The 17,848-nt window shown below is 63.8% G+C and carries 15 protein-coding genes; 8 read left to right on the top strand and 7 right to left on the bottom strand.

What is annotated here, in order from left to right:
* Positions 1 to 76: 76 nt before the first annotated feature.
* The 4 genes from EDF71_RS07565 to EDF71_RS07550 all read left to right on the top strand — a co-directional run bounded on the left by EDF71_RS07565 (position 77) and on the right by EDF71_RS07550 (position 5,310).
* On the top strand, positions 77 to 1,555 hold the full coding sequence (locus EDF71_RS07565; protein WP_133855986.1) for an aldehyde dehydrogenase: 1,479 nt from the start codon (positions 77 to 79) through the stop codon (positions 1,553 to 1,555).
* 68 nt (positions 1,556 to 1,623) lie between these two features.
* Positions 1,624 to 2,835, top strand: a complete 1,212-nt coding sequence (locus EDF71_RS07560; protein WP_133855985.1) for an ABC transporter substrate-binding protein — start codon at positions 1,624 to 1,626, stop codon at positions 2,833 to 2,835.
* Positions 2,836 to 2,917: 82 nt separating this feature from the next.
* Positions 2,918 to 4,342: an aldehyde dehydrogenase family protein gene (locus EDF71_RS07555; RefSeq protein ID WP_133855984.1), complete on the top strand. Its 1,425-nt coding sequence runs from the start codon at positions 2,918 to 2,920 to the stop codon at positions 4,340 to 4,342.
* Between the two features lie 53 nt (positions 4,343 to 4,395).
* Positions 4,396 to 5,310: an NAD(P)-dependent oxidoreductase gene (locus tag EDF71_RS07550; RefSeq protein WP_133855983.1), complete on the top strand. Its 915-nt coding sequence runs from the start codon at positions 4,396 to 4,398 to the stop codon at positions 5,308 to 5,310.
* A gap of 70 nt (positions 5,311 to 5,380) precedes the next feature.
* Here the strand turns inward: EDF71_RS07550 and EDF71_RS07545 are convergent, their stop codons facing one another.
* From EDF71_RS07545 to EDF71_RS07520, 6 genes are all read right to left on the bottom strand, one after another.
* Positions 5,381 to 6,280 carry an NAD(P)/FAD-dependent oxidoreductase gene (locus EDF71_RS07545; RefSeq protein ID WP_133855982.1) on the bottom strand — a complete coding sequence of 300 codons (900 nt, stop codon included), beginning with the start codon at positions 6,278 to 6,280 and terminating at the stop codon, positions 5,381 to 5,383.
* Positions 6,264 to 6,749, bottom strand: a complete 486-nt coding sequence (locus tag EDF71_RS07540; RefSeq protein ID WP_133855981.1) for an Rrf2 family transcriptional regulator — start codon at positions 6,747 to 6,749, stop codon at positions 6,264 to 6,266. Before EDF71_RS07540 ends, EDF71_RS07545 begins: the two co-directional genes overlap by 17 nt.
* An 835-nt stretch (positions 6,750 to 7,584) precedes the next feature.
* Complete coding sequence (locus EDF71_RS07535) at positions 7,585 to 10,533, bottom strand: Ig-like domain repeat protein (protein WP_133855980.1); 2,949 nt, start codon at positions 10,531 to 10,533, stop codon at positions 7,585 to 7,587.
* Complete coding sequence (locus EDF71_RS07530; RefSeq protein WP_133855979.1) at positions 10,530 to 10,937, bottom strand: DUF1566 domain-containing protein; 408 nt, start codon at positions 10,935 to 10,937, stop codon at positions 10,530 to 10,532. The genes EDF71_RS07535 and EDF71_RS07530 overlap by 4 nt, the downstream gene beginning before the upstream one ends.
* A gap of 819 nt (positions 10,938 to 11,756) precedes the next feature.
* Positions 11,757 to 12,035: a hypothetical protein gene (locus EDF71_RS07525; RefSeq protein ID WP_133855978.1), complete on the bottom strand. Its 279-nt coding sequence runs from the start codon at positions 12,033 to 12,035 to the stop codon at positions 11,757 to 11,759.
* A 9-nt stretch (positions 12,036 to 12,044) separates the two neighbouring features.
* Positions 12,045 to 12,947, bottom strand: a complete 903-nt coding sequence (locus tag EDF71_RS07520; protein WP_021025885.1) for a LysR family transcriptional regulator — start codon at positions 12,945 to 12,947, stop codon at positions 12,045 to 12,047.
* A gap of 98 nt (positions 12,948 to 13,045) precedes the next feature.
* Between EDF71_RS07520 and EDF71_RS07515 the strand changes: the two genes are divergently transcribed.
* The 4 genes from EDF71_RS07515 (at position 13,046) to EDF71_RS07500 (ending at position 17,091) form a co-directional block, all read left to right on the top strand.
* Positions 13,046 to 13,999 (top strand): hydroxymethylglutaryl-CoA lyase, encoded by a 954-nt coding sequence (locus EDF71_RS07515; RefSeq protein WP_133855977.1) that lies wholly within the window; start codon positions 13,046 to 13,048, stop codon positions 13,997 to 13,999.
* Positions 14,000 to 14,057: 58 nt separating this feature from the next.
* Positions 14,058 to 15,263 carry a CaiB/BaiF CoA-transferase family protein gene (locus EDF71_RS07510; protein WP_133855976.1) on the top strand — a complete coding sequence of 402 codons (1,206 nt, stop codon included), beginning with the start codon at positions 14,058 to 14,060 and terminating at the stop codon, positions 15,261 to 15,263.
* A gap of 65 nt (positions 15,264 to 15,328) precedes the next feature.
* Entirely contained in the window at positions 15,329 to 16,324 is a 996-nt protein-coding gene (locus EDF71_RS07505; protein ID WP_133855975.1) for a tripartite tricarboxylate transporter substrate binding protein, read from the top strand.
* Positions 16,325 to 16,728: 404 nt separating this feature from the next.
* Positions 16,729 to 17,091: a VOC family protein gene (locus EDF71_RS07500; protein WP_133855974.1), complete on the top strand. Its 363-nt coding sequence runs from the start codon at positions 16,729 to 16,731 to the stop codon at positions 17,089 to 17,091.
* Between the two features lie 59 nt (positions 17,092 to 17,150).
* Here EDF71_RS07500 and EDF71_RS07495 read toward each other — a convergent pair whose 3' ends face one another.
* Positions 17,151 to 17,657: a DUF6882 domain-containing protein gene (locus EDF71_RS07495; RefSeq protein ID WP_133855973.1), complete on the bottom strand. Its 507-nt coding sequence runs from the start codon at positions 17,655 to 17,657 to the stop codon at positions 17,151 to 17,153.
* Positions 17,658 to 17,848: the final 191 nt, after the last annotated feature.

Here is a 17,848-nt window from a genome sequence, read left to right as displayed (position 1 = left end):
GGCATCCCTTCTCAGCGCTATCCAGCCCTCTCCAGCACCACCCCGAGCTGCCCGCAGCCCCCGAACGCCCTTTGCCATGAAACGCTACTCCCTTCAGATTGCCGGCCAGGTGCAGCCACCTGCCAACGGCCAATGGATGGCCAGCCTCAACCCCTACACCGGAGAGGCCTGGGCCGAAATACCGGAAGGCAGCGCCGCCGATGTGGACGCGGCCGTGCAGGCGGCGCACACCGCCTTCAGCAGCGGTGCCTGGCCGCAGCTGAGCGCGACCGAGCGCGGCGCCTTGCTGCGCAAGCTGGCCAGCTTGATCGAGCGCGATGCCGAGAAGCTCGCCCGCACCGAAGTGATGGACAACGGCAAGCTGTTCGCCGAAATGCGCGGCCAGCTGCAGTACATCCCGCAGTGGTTCCACTACTACGGCGGGCTGGCGGACAAGGTGCAAGGGGCAACCTTGCCGCTGGACAAGAAAGGCTATTTCGCCTTTACCCGGCATGAGCCGCTGGGCGTCGTCGCCGCCATCACGCCCTGGAACTCTCCGCTGTTCCTGCTGGCCTGGAAGATTGCGCCTGCGCTCGCAGCCGGTTGCACCGTGGTGGTCAAGCCTTCGGAGTTCACCTCGGCCTCGACCCTGGAATTTGCCGAGCTGTTCAACGAGGCCGGCTTTCCGCCCGGCGTGTTCAATGTGGTCACCGGCTATGGTGCGCAGGTGGGCAGCGCGCTGGTGGCGCACCCGCTGGTCGCCAAGGTCAGCTTCACCGGCTCCGATGTGACGGGCCGCGCCATCAACCAGGCGGCAGCTGGCCAGCTCAAACATGCGTCGATGGAGCTGGGCGGCAAGTCGCCGAACATCGTGTTTGCCGATGCCGATCTGGAGCAGGCCATGTACGGCGCGATCTCGGGCATCTTTGCTGCAACTGGCCAGACCTGCATCGCCGGATCACGCCTGCTGGTTCAGCGCAGCATCCACGATGCCTTTGTCGAGCGCCTGGTGGCCTTTGCCGCTACCGCCCGCATGGGCGACCCGATGAGCCTGGAGACCCAGGTGGGCCCGGTCACCACCCTGCCCCAGTACGAGAAAGTGCTGTCGTACATCGAGATCGCCAAGGCCGAAGGGGCCCAGGTGGTGCTGGGCGGCGCCAAGGCTACGCGCGCCGAATGCGGCAAGGGCTGGTTCATCGAGCCCACCATCCTCACCCAGGTGCACAACGGCATGCGCATTGCACAGGAAGAGGTGTTTGGCCCGGTGCTCTCGGTCATTCCCTTTGACGACGAGGCCGATGCGCTGCGCATTGCCAACGATGTGCGCTTTGGCCTGGCCGCCGCCGTCTGGACCAGCGACATCGGCCGCGCGCTGCGCATGTCCGAGCGCCTGCAGGCGGGCACGGTCTGGGTCAACACCTACCGGGCCGTGAGCTTTATGGCCCCCTTTGGCGGCTACAAGGATTCGGGCCTGGGCCGTGAAAACGGCCAGAGCGCGATCTACGAATACCTGCAGACCAAGTCGGTCTGGATCAACAGCGGAGCGACCACCAGCAACCCCTTTGTACTGCGTTAGTTCCCGCGCCTAGCAGGTGACACAGAGCACCGCAGGCCCTTCGTCCAACAGCTCTAGGAGACAAAACCATGAGAAAAGCACAAGGACCCCTGACCGCCGCCGCCCTGGCGGTGGCCGCCCTGCTCGCCAGCGGCGCCCATGCCGCACCCGACAAGGTCAAGATCGCCTTCATCACCGACATGTCGGGCCTGTACTCGGACTTTGACGGGCCCGGTGGGCTGGACGCCATCCGCATGGCGGTGGCCGATTTTGGTGGCGAGGTGCTGGGGCGCAAGATCGAGATCATCTCGGCCGACCACCAGAACAAGGCCGACATCGCCGCATCCAAGGCGCGCCAGTGGTGGGACAGTGACAACGTCGATCTGATCATCGGCGGCTCGAACTCGGCCGTGTCGCTGGCGATCAGCAACCTGTCCAAGGACAAGAAGAAGGTCTTTATCAGCGCCGGTGCCGGCGCCGATTCGCTGACCGAAGAGGCCTGCCAGCCCTATATGGTGCGCTATACCTATTCCACCTCGGCCCAGGCACGCGGCACCGCCGCTGCCCTGGTGGGCCAGGGCTACAAGGACTGGTACTTCCTCACCTCGGACTACGCCTTTGGCCATTCGATGGAGCAGGCGGCGATGTCGGTGGTCAAACAAACCGGCGGCAATGTGGTGGGCGCCGTCCGCCATCCGCTCAGCACCTCCGATTTCTCGTCCTATGTGATGAAGGCGCAAAGCTCGGGCGCCAAGGTGATGGGACTGGCCAATGGTGGTGGCGACACCATCAACGCGATCAAGACCGCCAAAGAGTTTGGCATCGACAAGAAGATGAACGTGGCCGTGCTGATGGCCTTCATCACCGACATCCACAGTCTGGGTCTGGCCACCACCGGCGGCATGTACCTGACCGAGGGCTGGTACTGGGACATGAGCGAAGGCTCGCGCGCGTTCTCGCAGCGCTTCTACGACAAGAACAAGAAGATGCCCACCACCTTCCAGGCAGGCGACTACTCGGCCGTCACCACCTACCTCAAGGCGGTGCAAAAGGCCGGCAGCACCGAGCCCGACCAGGTCATGGCCGCGCTCAAATCGCAGCCCATCGACGACATGTTTGCCAAGGGCTACATCCGTGCCGACGGTGCCATGGTGCATGACATGTACCTGATGCAGGTGAAAAAGCCGGCCGAATCCACCAAGCCCTGGGACTACTACAAGGTGGTCAGCACCATCCCCGGTGAGAAGGCCTACGCACCGTCCAAGGAAGGTGCCTGCCCGCTGCTCAAGCCTGCGGCCTGAAGCCCGGCCCCTCGCTTGCCGACTGCCTGCGCTGCGCGTCCACCCAGGTGCGCAGCGCCACCTATCCCCTTGAGAGTGAGACATGAACGAGAACCTGATCAATGGCCAGTGGCTGGCGGGCGCCAGCACCATCCAGAGCTGGAACCCCTCCGACACCCGCGAGCTGGTGGGCGAGTATGCGGCGGCCGATGCCGCGCAGATGCAGCAGGCCGTGGCCGCTGCGCGCGCCGCCTTTGGGGGCTGGCAGCACACCACCACGCAGATGCGCTCGGACTTTCTGCAGCGCGTGGCCAACCAGATGATGGCGCAGAAGGACAGCCTGGGCCTGCTGGTCTCGCGCGAAGCGGGCAAGACCCTGGCCGAAGGCCTGGGCGAGGTGGTGCGCGCGGCGCAGATCTTCCAGTTCTTTGCCGGCGAATGCCTGCGCTATGGCGGCGAGAGCCTGCCGTCGGTGCGGCCAGACATCGGCGTGCAGATCAGCCGCCATGCACTGGGCGTCGTGAGCCTGATCACACCCTGGAACTTTCCGATCGCCATCCCCGCCTGGAAAATTGCCCCGGCGCTGGCCTTTGGCAACACCGTGGTGCTCAAGCCCTCGGAATACACGCCCGGCGTGGCCCATGCGCTGTTCCGCATTCTGGATGAGCAAGGCCTGCTGCCCGGCGTGGCCAACCTGGTCAATGGCAGCGGCAAACATGCGGCGCAGGGGCTGCTGAGCGGCGTCGATGCGGTGTCCTTCACCGGCAGCGTGCATGTGGGCCAGAGCATTGCGCAGACCGCCATGGGCGAGATGATCCGCCTGCAGCTGGAGATGGGCGGCAAGAACCCGCTGGTGGTGCTGGACGATGCCGACCTGGATGTGGCGGTGGAATGTGCACTCAACGGCGCCTTCTTCTCGGCCGGCCAGCGCTGCACCGCGTCCAGCCGGCTCATCGTCACCGAGCGGATCCATGACCGCTTTGTCGACGCGCTGACCGCGCGCATGCGTGCCATGGTGGTCGGCAACAGCCTGGACAAGGCCACGCAGATCGGCCCGGTCATCAACCAATCGCAGTTCGACAAGATCCAGCACTACCTGGACCTGGGCAAGCGCGAAGGTGCTGAGCTGGTCGAAGGCGGCACGCCGGTACAAGCCGACACGCCCGGCTACTTTGTGCGGCCGGCGCTGTTCACCGGCAGCCACAATGCGATGCGCATCAACCAGGAAGAGATCTTTGGCCCGGTCGCCAGCGTCATCAAGGTCGCTGATTACGACGAGGCACTGGCGACGGCCAATGACACGCGCTTTGGCCTCTCGGCCGGCATCTGCACGACGTCGCTGCGCGCAGCCAACCACTTCCGCCTGCATGTGCGCAGCGGGCTGGCCATGGTCAACCTGCCCACCGCCGGGCTGGACTACCACGTGCCCTTTGGCGGCACGCGCGCTTCTAGCTACGGGCCGCGCGAGCAAGGGCGCTATGCGGTCGATTTCTACACCAGCACCAAGACGGCCTACATCGCGTACTGAGCCCTCTTTCCATTCCTCGTCCAACTTAGAACTTTTCGCAGGAGACCCTCACCATGACAGACAGCATCGGTTTTATCGGCCTGGGACGCATGGGCCGCTCCATGGCTGCCAATCTGCAGAAGAAAGGCTTCAGCCTGTTGGTGGCCGACCTCAACCCCGAGGCCGTGCAGGCCCTGGTGGCACTGGGCGCGGAGGCCGCCACGGTGCCAGAGATTGCACGCCGCTGCTCGGTGGTCATCACCATGCTGCCGTCCTCGGTCGAGGTCGAGCAGATCGCCCAGGGCGCTGATGGCATCTTTGCCAATGCACTGCCCGGCACCATCCTGCTGGACATGAGCACCATCGACCCGCTCGCCACCGACCGGCTCAGCAAAGCAGCCGCTGGCCGCCAGATGACCGTGGTGGACGCACCCGTGGGGCGCCTGGCCGAGCATGCCGACCGGGGCGAGAGCCTGTTCATGGTGGGCGCGAGCGACGCCGATTTCGCCAAGGTCAAGCCCCTGCTCGATGCCATGGGTACCACCACCTACCACTGCGGCCCGGTCGGCTCCGGCGGCCGCACCAAGCTGGTCAACAACTATGTGGCCATCACCCTGTGCCAGGTCAATGCCGAGGCCCTGGCCCTGTCGCAGCGCTTTGGACTCGACATTACCAAGACCCTGCAGGTGCTGCTGGGCACCTCGGCCAACAATGGCCAGCTGCGCATGAACTTTCCCAACAAGGTGCTGGCCGGCGATACCTCGCCGGGCTTTACCATCGATCTGGCGCACAAGGATTTGTCGCTGGTCGTGGGCGCCGCGCATGCCGCCCGGGTGCCGATGCCGGTGGCTGCTGCCGTGCATGAATCCTTCAGCCTGGCGCGTGCCAGCCAGTTTGGCGGCATTGATTTCTCGGGCATCGCCGATGTGGTCTGTGAGCTGGCCAAGATCGACCGGCCGCGCGTGCCCGAGGGTTGGAAGCCCAACTGATCGACGAGCTGCTGCAAGACGCCCAAGAAAAACGCCCTTCAGAGGGCGTTTTCTGCATCCGACCGCTGGCTCAGAACATCGAGGCGCGGTGCGCTGCCACCCCGGCCATCGCCCCATCCGCCACCGACAGCGCAATGCTGCCCGCTGCACGCGCAGCATCGCCGCAGGCAAACACATTCGCCACACTGGTCTGCTGCATCGCATCCACCTGCACATAAGGGCCCATCGGGCCATCGGCCAGCACGCATCCAAGCTGCTGCGCCACCGGGCTGGCAGGCGAGGTGCGTGGCTGGGTGAACAGGCCTTGCATGCGGATGCTGCGGCCATCGACCAGCACCACATCCGCAAAGCCATCGATGCGCTGCACCTGCGTAGCCTCGATCTGGGTACCGCGCCGCGCGAAATCGGCCAGATCCGCCTCCGTCGGCGCGTAGACGCCGTTGAGGAACAAGGTGGTGGGACCCCAGTCGGGCAGCATCATCGCATGGTGGTGCGCCATCGGCGATGCCGCAATCACGCCGATGGCGCCGCCGCCCACTTCGTAACCATGGCAGTACGGGCAATGGAACACGCTGTGGGCCCAGCGCTCGGCCAGGCCAGGTACGGCAGGCAGTTCATCGCGCACCCCAGTGGCAAGCACCAGGCGGCGCGCCACCAGCAACTGGCCGCCTACCTGCAGCGCCAGCTCGCCGCTGGGCAGCACCTGGGCCTGCTCAGCCTGGCCGTCGATCCAGCGCACGCTGGGGTATTGCAGCAATTGCGTGCGCGCCTGCGTCCACAGCTCGGCAGGCGCCACGCCGTCGCGCGACAAAAAGCCGTGCGAGGTGCTGCCCGCCTCGTCCACAAAGCGGTTGCGGCGCAGGCCCGCATCGATGACGGTGACCTGGCGGCGCGCCCGCGCCAGCTGCAAGGCGGCCGACATGCCGGCGTAGCTGCCGCCGACGATGGCGAAATCAGTGTGAATGTCCATGGTGGTCCTCTATACGGTGGGAAGTGGATGTTTTGGCCAGCCGGTGCGCGCGCAGCGATGCACCGATCTGGGCAGACAGCTGGGCCAAGGTGATGCCGCCCAGCTTGGCCAACAGCGAGGCCTCGGCCTCCTGCATGGCGCTGCGCAGCGAGCTGTTGACCACCTGCGCAACCAGGCATTCAGGGTGGTCCTCGCGAAAGCCCAGCGACACCAGCGCCGGCGCACCCAGCGCCTGGTGGATGTCACCCAAAGTCGTCTCGCCCCAGCCGGGCGCAATCAGCCAGCCGCCCCCATGGCCCTTGCCGGACGACACCATGCCCGCATCGCGCAGCCCGGCCATCAGGCGCCGCAGCACCACCGGGTTGGTGTCCATAGTCTGCGCCAGGACCTCGGAGGTCAGCGGCGCCTGCGCCTCGGCCAGGTGCAGCAGCACATGCAGAACATCGGAAAACTGGCTGTTGTGTTTCATGCAACTATTGTAGTTACATGAAATGAATCCGTGCCAGCGGCTCCGCAAAGAACCATTACCCCCACTAAGGTCAAGCGCTTGTCGTCATTTCTATCGACCTTGCAAGTTTTTGTCGGTTCTCCATGCGTTTTGAATTTTTCTCACGGAAGTTTGAGCTCGGCGCGTTTTGAGCTCAGCCAGAGGGTGTGCAGGGGCGGCTTCCAGCCTGTCGCCGGCCCCTGAGGCTGCTGTTGCGCCTGGTCCATTCGAAGGTGGGATAGCGGCTATCGGCTGGTAGAGGACAGCCGCAAGGCAGCTCCGATAGACGGCTTCAGGCTGGTTGGCGGCCGCTCAGCACTAGCGATGCCATCGACTGCTGTTTTCGATAGCAGTCATTGCGCCAAGGCTTTCGAGGTAGTCTGCTCTGCACCTCAAAGCAGTCACCGAAATGTGCCCATGCCGGGTGGCTGTGTTGATTTCCACACCGCAGTGATAGCAAGACAGGTAAGGCCGGGGCCAAGACAGTCCGATAAGAGTACAGCACTTCGAGTACGCTTAGCCGATGGGACCTTGGTCAGCGAATTCCAGGGACCGCAGCAAAGTGCTGCCGCAAAAGTTTGGATATACGCGTGCAATTTTGCCCCTCACCGCACACGAATTGAAGGCTTGGCAAACCGGGGCGTTCATATAGGCTCTTAGTTGCAGTATGTTGGGTGGCGGCCGTTTTGTACGGGTGCGCCTTGCAATCGACTGCAGAAGGGGCTGCTGTTCGCTGTATCCGTAACGGCCAGCGAACCTTGTGCGGGCAGCGTTCGCCCCACGGGCCACACGCGCATCGCTCGCGGTTGCCCACTGGTCATTGCTGGCCCTCTTTGCGGTTGGTGCGCCTGGCAACCACGGCCCCACCAGCTAGCAGCAGCACCAGCAAAAACAGCTCCGAGTGGCCCAGGGTGGGCACTGCAGTGGGTGCAGCCGCAGCCCCTGGAAGGCGCAGCGGGGCGCTGGGGTCTTCGATGCGGCCTACCGTGCTGTCGCTGTCGCCATCGCCGTTGTCAGCCACGCTGTAGCTCATGGCATCGCCCACCATGCCAGCCCCTGTAAGGGCGTACCATCCGGTCGTGGTGGTTGGGGTAGCACCAGTCATTTGGGCGTGCGGTCCGTATTTGTAGGCCGCCAGGCCAGCCAGGCTGCCGCTGGGATAGACGGTGCGCACTTGCACGCTGCTGCAACTGCCGCCTAAGCCGCCGTCTTTCACTGCAAAGCGCAGCAGGCCCAGCGGGGCGGTGGCATCTGGGGGCAGTTGATCGGCCTGTGTGGCGGCGGCTATGGTTGGCGCTACATCCAGCAGGCAGCCGGCCGGGCCACTGATGCTGACCTGCGCAGTGCCGCTGGCACTATCGCCCGTGCCGGGCAGGGGCACGCTGGCGGGGTTCACCGTCAGTGTCTGCACACTGCTGGTGGCCTCCTGGTTGTTGCTGTCGCCCGCGTAGCTGGCGTGGATTGGGTGATCGCCCGCCAGCAGCAGGCCGGGCACCGAGCAGCTTGCCGTACCAGTGCCATCTACCCTGGCGCTGCACAGGGTTACGCCGTCATCGCTAAAGCTGACGGTGCCCGTTGGGTTGGTGGCCCCGGCCAAGGCAGCGCTCACATTGGCACTGCCGCCCAGGGTGATGGTGCTGAGGCTGGCCGGTGCCAGGGCCAGCGTTGGGGCGGTAGGATTGGTGGTTACGGCAATGCTCAGCGCCACCGTGTTGTAGTTGGCCGGGTCTGTTGGCGTGAAGGTGGCGGGGTAGCTGGATGTGCCCGCGCCGCTGGGTGCGGTGGTTGCATCCACCCACGCAAAGCTGCCGTCCACGCCCGCGCCGCTGGGTGTCGAACTCGCCAGCGTCTGCCCGTAGGTAATCGGTGTGGCCTGCGGGCTGGTGATCACCGGCGTGATTTTGCTAGCTGTCACCGCAGATGAATTCAGCACCCCGCCATAGCCAGTGGCCGATACCTGCACGCTGATGGCCTGGCCAATATCCGCCGTCACCAGGGTGTGGGTGCTGGCCAGAGCCGCGTCGATAGGCGCGCCGCCGCGCAGCCATTGGTAGGCCAGCGTACTGCCAGCCGGGGTGCCGGTTGCACTGGCCGTTAGCACCTGCTTCACCACGGGCGAGCCGCTGATGTCGATGGTGCCCGTTAGTAGCGGCAGCGCCTGCACGCTGAGCGATGTGAGTACCCCGGCATAGAGGGCTGAACCCACTTGAACGCTGATGGATTGGTTCGCATCGGCGGCGGTCAGCGTATAGCTGGCACCGGTTGCCCCCGCAATTGGGCTGCCATCGCGCAGCCACTGGTACGACAGCGTTCCTGGCTGCACTTGCAATATGCCCGCGGTGTTCACCCCCAGGCTCTGCCCCACGACCGCCGATCCGCTGATCGCCACGCTGCCGGTGAGCGGATACGCAAAGGTCACCACTACCGTCGTGTCTTGTGTCAAACCGCTGGCCGTATAGCTGGTCGGTGTACCAATGCCCATGCCATTCACGCTGACCTGCTTGATCACCGACCCGCCGATAGGGGTAAAAGTGAAAGACATGTTCACCTTGCCAGTGATCATCCATACGCCCGTTCGGCTGACCGTGCCGGCGCCAGACGAGGTCGCGTCTTTCGATACCGACAGTCGGTACATGCCACTGATGGCCTGCGCCGCACCCGGCCCCATGCCAGAAGTGCCACCTGCACCCACAGGCGCGCCTGGATCGGTTGCCGCCGAGGCAGAGCCGCCACCATAGGCCGTCACCGCGCTATCGCTACCAATCGCCACCGTGCCCGCTGCGCCTGCGCTGCCGCCGTCATTGCGATTCGAGCCCCCCCCGCCAATGCCCGCGCCCGACCAGCGTCCACCGTTGGCGTTTACCACGCTTTCGCCATCAATAGTCACTGTGCCACCGCTACCGCCCTCAACATAGGCACCGCCCCCGCCAATGCCGGCACCCGCCGCATAGGTGCCTTGGCCACCCGTGGCCGTAACCGTGCCGCCGTGGATCGCAAGTGTGCCACCCGAGCCCGCAGTTGCCTTGCTCGACCCGCCCCCGCCAATGCCCGCGCCCGAGGCCGCCGCGTTGCCGCCTGTCGCCGTTACGGTTCCGCCATTGATCGTGACCGTGCCGCCCGCACCACCGTTACCCTCGCTGGACGCACCGCCGCCAATGCCCGCGCCGGATGCAAACCCTCCGCCACCGCCCGTGACCGTGACCGCGCCGCCATTGATGGTGATCGTGCCTGCCGTGCGGCCCGGGTTCCAGTAGGAGCTAGCGCCGCCAATGCCCGCCCCGCCGGGGTGGCTGAAATCCCCCACCCCTGCTGCAGCCACCAGTGCACCCATGCCCGCACCGGTGGACTGCGCCGTAATCGTCAGGCGGTTCGCGCCAGAAACATCAATCCCCGCGCCACCGGTTGCCGTGCCTGTCACGTTCATCTGGCAGCCATCTGCCAGGATCAATGTCACATCGCCTTGAACCGTGAGTGTGCCCGTGTAGGCTACCGCCGTGCCCGCATTGCACACATACCAGCCGCTGGACAGGGTGGCTGCGCCCCCGCCGGTAATCAGCTCAGTCGCCGTGGCCGCGGTTTGCAATGTGCCGCTGGCATCCAGGTACGGCACATTGGTAGCCGCCTGCGCAGGGACCAGCGCCAAAACCGCCAGCCCGGTCACCAACCCCGACAGCGCGGCGCGCCGGACAAACGCAGCGCCATGTGAATGGCAGGCGCGCAGGGTGGAAATCAGGCGCTGGCAGTAGTCCAGGTAATAAATGCTCATGAGATGCTTTCAGGCAACGGTTTAAAACACGACTTACGCAAGAAGGCCGCATTCACTGGCTCTGGCCAAAGGCCAAGCCCGTTGTTCATCGCTGGTAGCCGCCAATCGAAATACCCCAGATACCTGTTGTCATTGCCGGACTTCACTTTCGCGAGCGCTTGGTCCCAAGCGTAGGAGCCATGGCTGGTTGTGTCGCATGTGCCATTCCTGTTGCTTGCACCGTAGGCACAACGGTCCCAGAACAGACCAGTCTCTGCATCGGTGACCGTAGCATTTGTAGCACTATTTTCCGAGGTTGCCGGGTTGACCGTAAAGCGCGGCGCGGCCATACCCCATGGCGCATGCCATGTCAGTACCATGGCCAGCAAGGCCTGCACCCAGGTTGGTTTGAAATTTGTTGTCATTGTTTTTCAGGAAAGCCAATCTCTAAAGTAGCCAATGGCCTTGCATGGAGCATTGCGTACTTTCAAAAACTGTCTGCTTGGTAGCAGGCAGTCCGGCCGGTGTCGTTGAGCGGGCTGCTCTGCGCCCGCACCGCGTTCATGGCAAAGTAGGTGCAGGTGAATATAACGAAGGCAGTCCACAAGTGAGCGCGAACGCCCGCACGGGCGTGCGCGGGGATGTCGTGAGGTGCGTGGCGTGACATGGGGCTGGCGCGAATGAACGTGACGATAGCTAAACAACATGGTGAGCGGCCTTGGCGATGGGGATGGCCGGCTTGTTCCGGCTAGGGCGACGATTTGCGCCTATCAAACCGATTGCGAGTTAGTTTGTATGTCCCTCGAATGGGCGGCATTTACGCAAAAAATCCTAGTGGTTATGCTACTGAAGCAGTCGATTCTGCCAATCACGTAAATTAGTGAGAGGGAAGCCTCTCTGGATCAGCAACGCACAATCGAAAGTACTGGTGTCAGTGCCGATGCAATCTGTTCCGAGGCGTTGCTGAGCTATCGCGTTGGCCACTACGCTTTCGTCAGTGCCTGTCGTTAATATGCATGATTGCTCACTCGAGGGTAGCTTCAGGCTGATCGCTGCCGGTCAGGATGCGGCATCGAACAGCTGCTGACGTCAAAACCTGCCAATCGCCATTGCCATACGCTTTTCCGTAAGGCATCGCCGTTTTTCGCGAAGTCGGCTCGTGAAACACGAGCACTGTCAGGACCAACTCGCGGTTCTTGTCGCCGCTGCTATGAAAAGACGTATCGGAAGCCGCTCTCGTGCGGTCACGCCACGGCGCGTTTGAAGTTGCCTTGCGCCTTGGCAACAGTGTCCATGCCGGTGAGTACGGTTGAGATCTCGGTGCCACGATTGAAAACGAGGATCGCGGTCTTGCTATCGCGCCACGTGGTGTAGCAAAGCCGCTGCTCAATGGCCTCACCGAAAGCTTTTGGCCCCTTCCAGAACTTGCACTCTGCGATGAAGGCGTTGCGGTCATCCTCGCGCAGGAGAATGTCGGTCTTGCCCGCCCTATGGAAGGTCTCGCCCGTCGCCTTGCCCTGCAAGGCCTGCGGCTACTGCGCCGCCAAATGGTTCAACAAAGCCTTGGCCGCCGACGACAGCAAGGCCGCGTCCCGGTAGCTGATTGCAAACTGCCGCTTAGCCCAGCTGTCCGCCAGCGGAATCACCCGAACATCCGTGTTGGCGGCAAAGCTCAGTGCCACTTCGCGCGGCACCACGCTGATCGCCAGGTTGGCCTGGACTACGCGCAGCGCAGCATCGAAGTTGGAGACGTGCACGCGGTGGCGCAGCGCCTTTCCTTCTTGAGCGGCGGCGCGGGTGAGCAAAATTTGCACTGCGCTCAGCGCCGGCATGCTGACATGTTCGTAGTCCAGTACGTCAGAGAAGTGCACCGCTGCGCTTTGCGCCATGCGTGCGATAGGGTGGCTTTTGTGGGCCGCAATGGCCAGGTGGTCGCTGCTGTAGGGCTGGGTCTGCAGGCCGCTCAAATCCGCTGCGTCCCAGCAAATCCCCATGGCCGCACGCCCTTCGCGCACGCCGCGCACCACATCCGGGCTCACGCACTCCTCCAAAGTCACACGGATACTGGTGTGCGCGGGTTGCTGCAAAAAACTTGCGACATGGTCGGCCAAGGATTCGGCCATCACCGACGCCGTGACCAATACCCGTACCTGCCCCTGTACGCCCTTGCTATAGGCCGCCATCTCTTGCTGCATGTGGTTGGCGGCGGCCAGCATGGTGCGCGCATGCTCTAGCAAAGTCTCACCCGCCGCCGTGGGGCGCAGGCCGCGCCGTTCGCGGATGAACAAGGGCGCGCCCATCTGGTGCTCAAGCTGCGCCAGGCGCTTGCTGATGGCGGATGCCACCAGCGCCTCGGCCTGCGCCACACGGGCAATGCTGCGCTGCTCACAGACCTGCACAAACAGCCGCAGGTTTAGCAGACTCAGGTCATACATGATTTTCCTTTTTGGAACGAAACCGCTTCCGTATTGGATTATTGCTGATGCTTTGGAAAATCTAAAATCAGAGCCAACGACAAAAGCCAGGAGACACGATGACCGCCACCTCAACCCTTGCTACACGGCGCGCCAGCATCCGCGAAGTTGGCCTGCGCGATGGCCTGCAAAGCCTGGCCAGCATCGTCAGCACCGCCGACAAATGCGCCTGGATTGACGCCGCCTACGACGCCGGTATGCGCGAGATGGAGGTGGGATCGATGGTGCCCGCGCACCTGCTGCCCCAGCTGGCCGATACCGAAGCCGTTCTCGCCCATGCCTGCAGCAAACCCGGCCTGCTCGCCTCTGTCCTGGTACCCAACCTCAAAGGCGCCGAGCGCGTCTTGGCAGCGGGCGCGCAGTCCATGGTCGTGCCCTTGTCGGCCAGCCATGCGCACAGCCTGGCCAATCTGCGCAAAACACCTGACGATGTCGTGGCGGAAGTCGCCCGCATCCGCGCAGTGCGCGACGCAGCGGGCAGCCACGCCCACATTGAAGGCGGCGTGGGCACGGCCTTTGGCTGCACGCTGCAAGGCGATGTGGCCGAAAGCGAGGTGCTGCGCCTGATGCAGGCCTTGCTGGACGCAGGCGCCGACCATGTGAGCCTGGCCGATACCGTGGGCTATGCCGACCCCGACAGCGTGCGCCGTTTGTTTGAAAAAGCCCGGCGCCTGGTGGGCGACCGGCTGCGCACCGCCCATTTTCACGACACCCGCGGCATGGGTCTGGCCAACGCCTATGCGGCCTGGCAAACCGGCATCACCCACTTTGACGCCTGCCTGGGCGGCATTGGCGGCTGCCCGCATGCACCGGGTGCCAGTGGCAATGTGACCACCGAAGACCTGGCCTATATGCTGCAGCGCATGGGCATTGATTCGGGTCTGGATGTTCCCGCCCTCTTGCAGTTGCGCCAACGCATGCAGGCCTGGCTGCCCAACGAGCGGCTGCACGGCAGCCTGTGGCAAGCCGGTGTGATTGCAGCACCCCGGGCTTCTACCGCCATTTGCGCTTAAGTTTTAAACCAAATCAACCGCTGGCGCTTACCCCATGCATGCTGGTGGCTATCAAAATATGAGTACCCCATCTCTCTCCCCATCGCTCCCACTCGCCGGAATCCGCGTGGTCGAATTCAGCCACATGGTCATGGGCCCCACCTGCGGCATGGTGCTGGCCGACCTGGGTGCCGAAGTCATCAAGGTCGAACCTGTCGAGGGCGACCGCACGCGTTACTTGCTGGGTGCGGGTGCCGGCTTTTTCCCCATGTTCAATCGCAACAAGAAAAGCATTGCACTGGACCTGCGCCAGCCCCAGGGACTGGAAGCTGCCATTCGCCTGGCCAGCACTGCCGATGTGGTGGCGCAAAACTTCAAGCCCGGCGTGATGACCAAGTACGGCCTGGATTATGCCGCGCTGTCCAAGCTGAACGAGCGCCTGATCTATGTGAACCACACCGGCTTCTTGCCCGGGCCGTACGAGCACCGCACAGCGCTGGACGAGGTCGTCCAGATGATGGGGGGCCTGGCCTACATGACGGGCCGCCCCGGCGACCCGCTGCGTGCGGGCACCAGTGTGAACGACATCATGGGCGGCATGTTTGGCGCGATCGGCGCCATGGCAGCGCTGATGCAGCGCGCCCAAACCGGCAAGGGGCAAGAGATTGACTCGGCGCTGTTCGAGAACAATGTCTTCCTCGTCGGCCAGCACATGATGCAGTACGCCGTGACAGGCGAGGCGGCCGAGCCCATGCCCAACCGCATCTCGGCCTGGTCGGTGTACGACGTGTTCACCGTCCAAGACGGCGAGCAGATCTTTTTGGCTGCCGTGAGCGATGCCCAGTGGCGCACCATGTGCCAGGCCTTTGGCTGGGTCGATCTACTGGCCAACCCGCGCTACACCACCAACAACGAACGCGTACGTGAGCGCCCGGCCCTGCTCGCCGATCTGCGCGCGCGCCTGATCCGCATGGATGTCGCACAGGTCGCCAAAATCTTCGAAGACAACGCTCTGCCCTACGCCCCCATCAGTAAGCCAGAACAGCTGCTGGACGACCCACACCTGCAGGCCTCCGGCGGTTTGGCAGAGGTAACGCTGACCGACGGCGAACGCGCCGGCCAAACCGCACAGACCGCCTTGCTGCCGCTGCGCATGGCGGGTGAGCGCCTGGTCGTACGCAAAAACCCGCCGCGCCTGGGCGAGCACACCGCCGAGTTGCTGGCCAGCCTGGGCTACGACACCGCGCATATCAGCGCCATGCAGGCCGCCCAGGCAGCTGCATAATGCTACCAATATAAGAGCAAATTATCCTTTATAGACAGGCGCAAAGCCGCAATCAGGAGACAAACATGCACCCCACCCGCCCATTCACCCGCCGCACCGCACTGGCCATGGCGCTGGCCAGCCTCACCAGTGGCGCCTTGCCCGCGCTGGCGCAAACCAAGCCGGCAGGGCACGACAAAGCGCTGCGCGTCATCTTGCCGCTATCGGCGGGCTCGGGGGCCGACGGCGCCATTCGCGCCATCAGCACGCCCATCAGCAAAGTCCTAGGCCAGCCCCTGGTGATTGAGAACCTGCCTGGCGCAGGCGGCATCACTGGCACGGCGCAGATTGTGCGGGCGCCCAAAGATGGGGACACCATCGGCATCGTCAGCAACAACCACGTCGTCAACCCCAGCCTGTACAAAAACATGCCCTTTGATTCGATCAAGGACATCGCGCCCATCACCATCATCGGCACCACGCCCTTTGTGCTGGTGGCCAACCCCAAGGTGCCCGCACGTACCGTGCAGGAGCTGATTGCCCACGCCAAGGCCCATCCCGGCACGCTCAATTACGGCTCATCGGGCAATGGCACCATCCTGCATTTGGGCGCTGCCATGTTTGTCGAGCAGGCACAGATCGATGTGCCCCACATCCCCTACAAAGGCACGGGCCAGCTGATGAATGACTTGCTCAGCGGTCAGGTGCAGCTGGGCGTGGTGGCGGTCGCACCCGCCATGGCCCACATCAAGGCCGGGAACCTGCGCGCCATCGGCATCACCAGCGCCAAACGCAGCGCCAGCCTGCCCGATGTCCCCACCATTGCCGAACAAGGCCTGCCGCAGTACGAGCTGGACGGCTGGATCGCCGCCATTGCCCCAGCGGGTGTGCTCAAGGCCGAAATGGACCGCCTCTACCAAGGCTTTGTGCAAGGCATTGCCTCCCCAGAAGCCCGCGAAGCGCTCATCGCCCAGGGCTACGAGATCCAGCTCACACCGCCGGATGTGGCGACCCGTTTTATGGCCAGCGAAAAGCTGCGCATGCAGGCGGCGGTGAAAGCTGCACAAGTCAAAATGGATTGAGCCCGCAGATGGATCGAACTCCTCCAACACAAGGCACATTCAGACTGCTCTACGCTATGAGACTGTCTTTTCGCACGGAATTGACACTACGAAACCTTGGATCGCCATCGCTGCCCTAGGTGTTTGGCCCCGGCGTTTGATGGGTCGGCTTCATTTTGAATCTTTCGGGCTCGGGTGACGAAAGCGACGACGGCAATCGCTGCGCTGCTGTAGTTCAGCTTTGTGAAGCGACCGACTGCAACGGGTTGTGAATTCAACCGGTCAATGCAACACAATATCTGCCTAAGGCTGAATGGGTGTTTGTATGAAGCAAAGACCGCGGATGTACTGCACCGAAGCCCGCACCCCGCTGCACCATGCCACAATCGCGCAGCCCACCACCTCCCCCCCCCAAAGCAACGGAAATGGCCTTGTTCAAGAAGCTGGAGTCTGTCGTGTTGTTTGTCGCCGATATCGATGCGGCGGCCGCCTGGTATGCGCAGCTCTTGGGCACGGAGGTGCAGCACGAAAACGCGCACTATGCCTTTGTGCAGGGCCCGGGCCTGTTGATCGGCTTCCATCCCGCCGATGGCAAATGCCCGGGCGGCGTGGGCGGCACGACGGTGTACTGGGAGGTGGCCGACCTGGGCGCTGCCATTGATCGCCTGCAGGCGCATGGCGCCCGGCTGTACCGGGGGCCGATGACAACCAGCCTGGGGGCTACAGCGGCGATGCTGCTGGACCCCTTTGGTTGCAGCCTGGGCTTGCTTTGCCCGGCGGGCGGCTAGCTGCGGACGGCTAGTCGCGGGCGGCTAGTCGTGCGTAGCTAGCTGCGGGCGGCAAGCCTTTACTGCAGCGCTTGGTCTGGGTTCTGCACCACTTGCAGATGCAGGATGCTGAAGTACAGCGTGATATCGCCTTGCTGGTCGATAAAGGTGCCGATGGCGCGCTGCAGCCGGGCGGCAATGCAGAGGCACTCGGTGGCCTCGGGCCGGCCACCGGGGATGCTTGCGGTGGTCAGCAAGGCCAGCTGGTGCTCGCGGCCAAAGTCGTGCACAACCTCCAGGGCCTGGCCATGCTGGGCGGGGATGTTGGCATTGGCCCAGCTCCACACAAAGCTGCCTTCGCTCTCGCTGCTGGTGCCCACCAGGCAGACGGTGCCCTGCACCTCATGCAAGGGCGCCTGCAGCACCAGGCTGGCGCTTTCCAGATCCCAGTGGTATTGCGGCGCGCTCTGCAGGCCAAACTGGCGTGGCCATTCGGTGTTGCGGGCCATCATGGTCTCGACGGCCTCGCGGCTCCAGGCGGCCCAGTCGGTCTCGCCCCCTTCGGGGCTGGTGGTGGTGTCGTTCATAGCGCTAGCGGTTCAAAATGCAGCCGCCATTGTCGGCCAATCCAAGAACCTGTTCTAAGGTTCTGCCGATTGGTAACCGCGCCAGCCATAAAAAAAGGTTCATCGAGGAATACCGGGGAACGCGGCGCGGATCTTGAGAAAGAAGTAGTCCTCATCTCGATATCCGTAGGCGCGGCGCTTGATGACCTTGA

The sequence above is a fragment of the Comamonas sp. JUb58 genome (assembly GCF_004364775.1).
Taxonomy (GTDB): Bacteria; Pseudomonadota; Gammaproteobacteria; order Burkholderiales; family Burkholderiaceae_C; genus Comamonas.
This window is presented reverse-complemented; position numbering and strand designations above follow the sequence as displayed.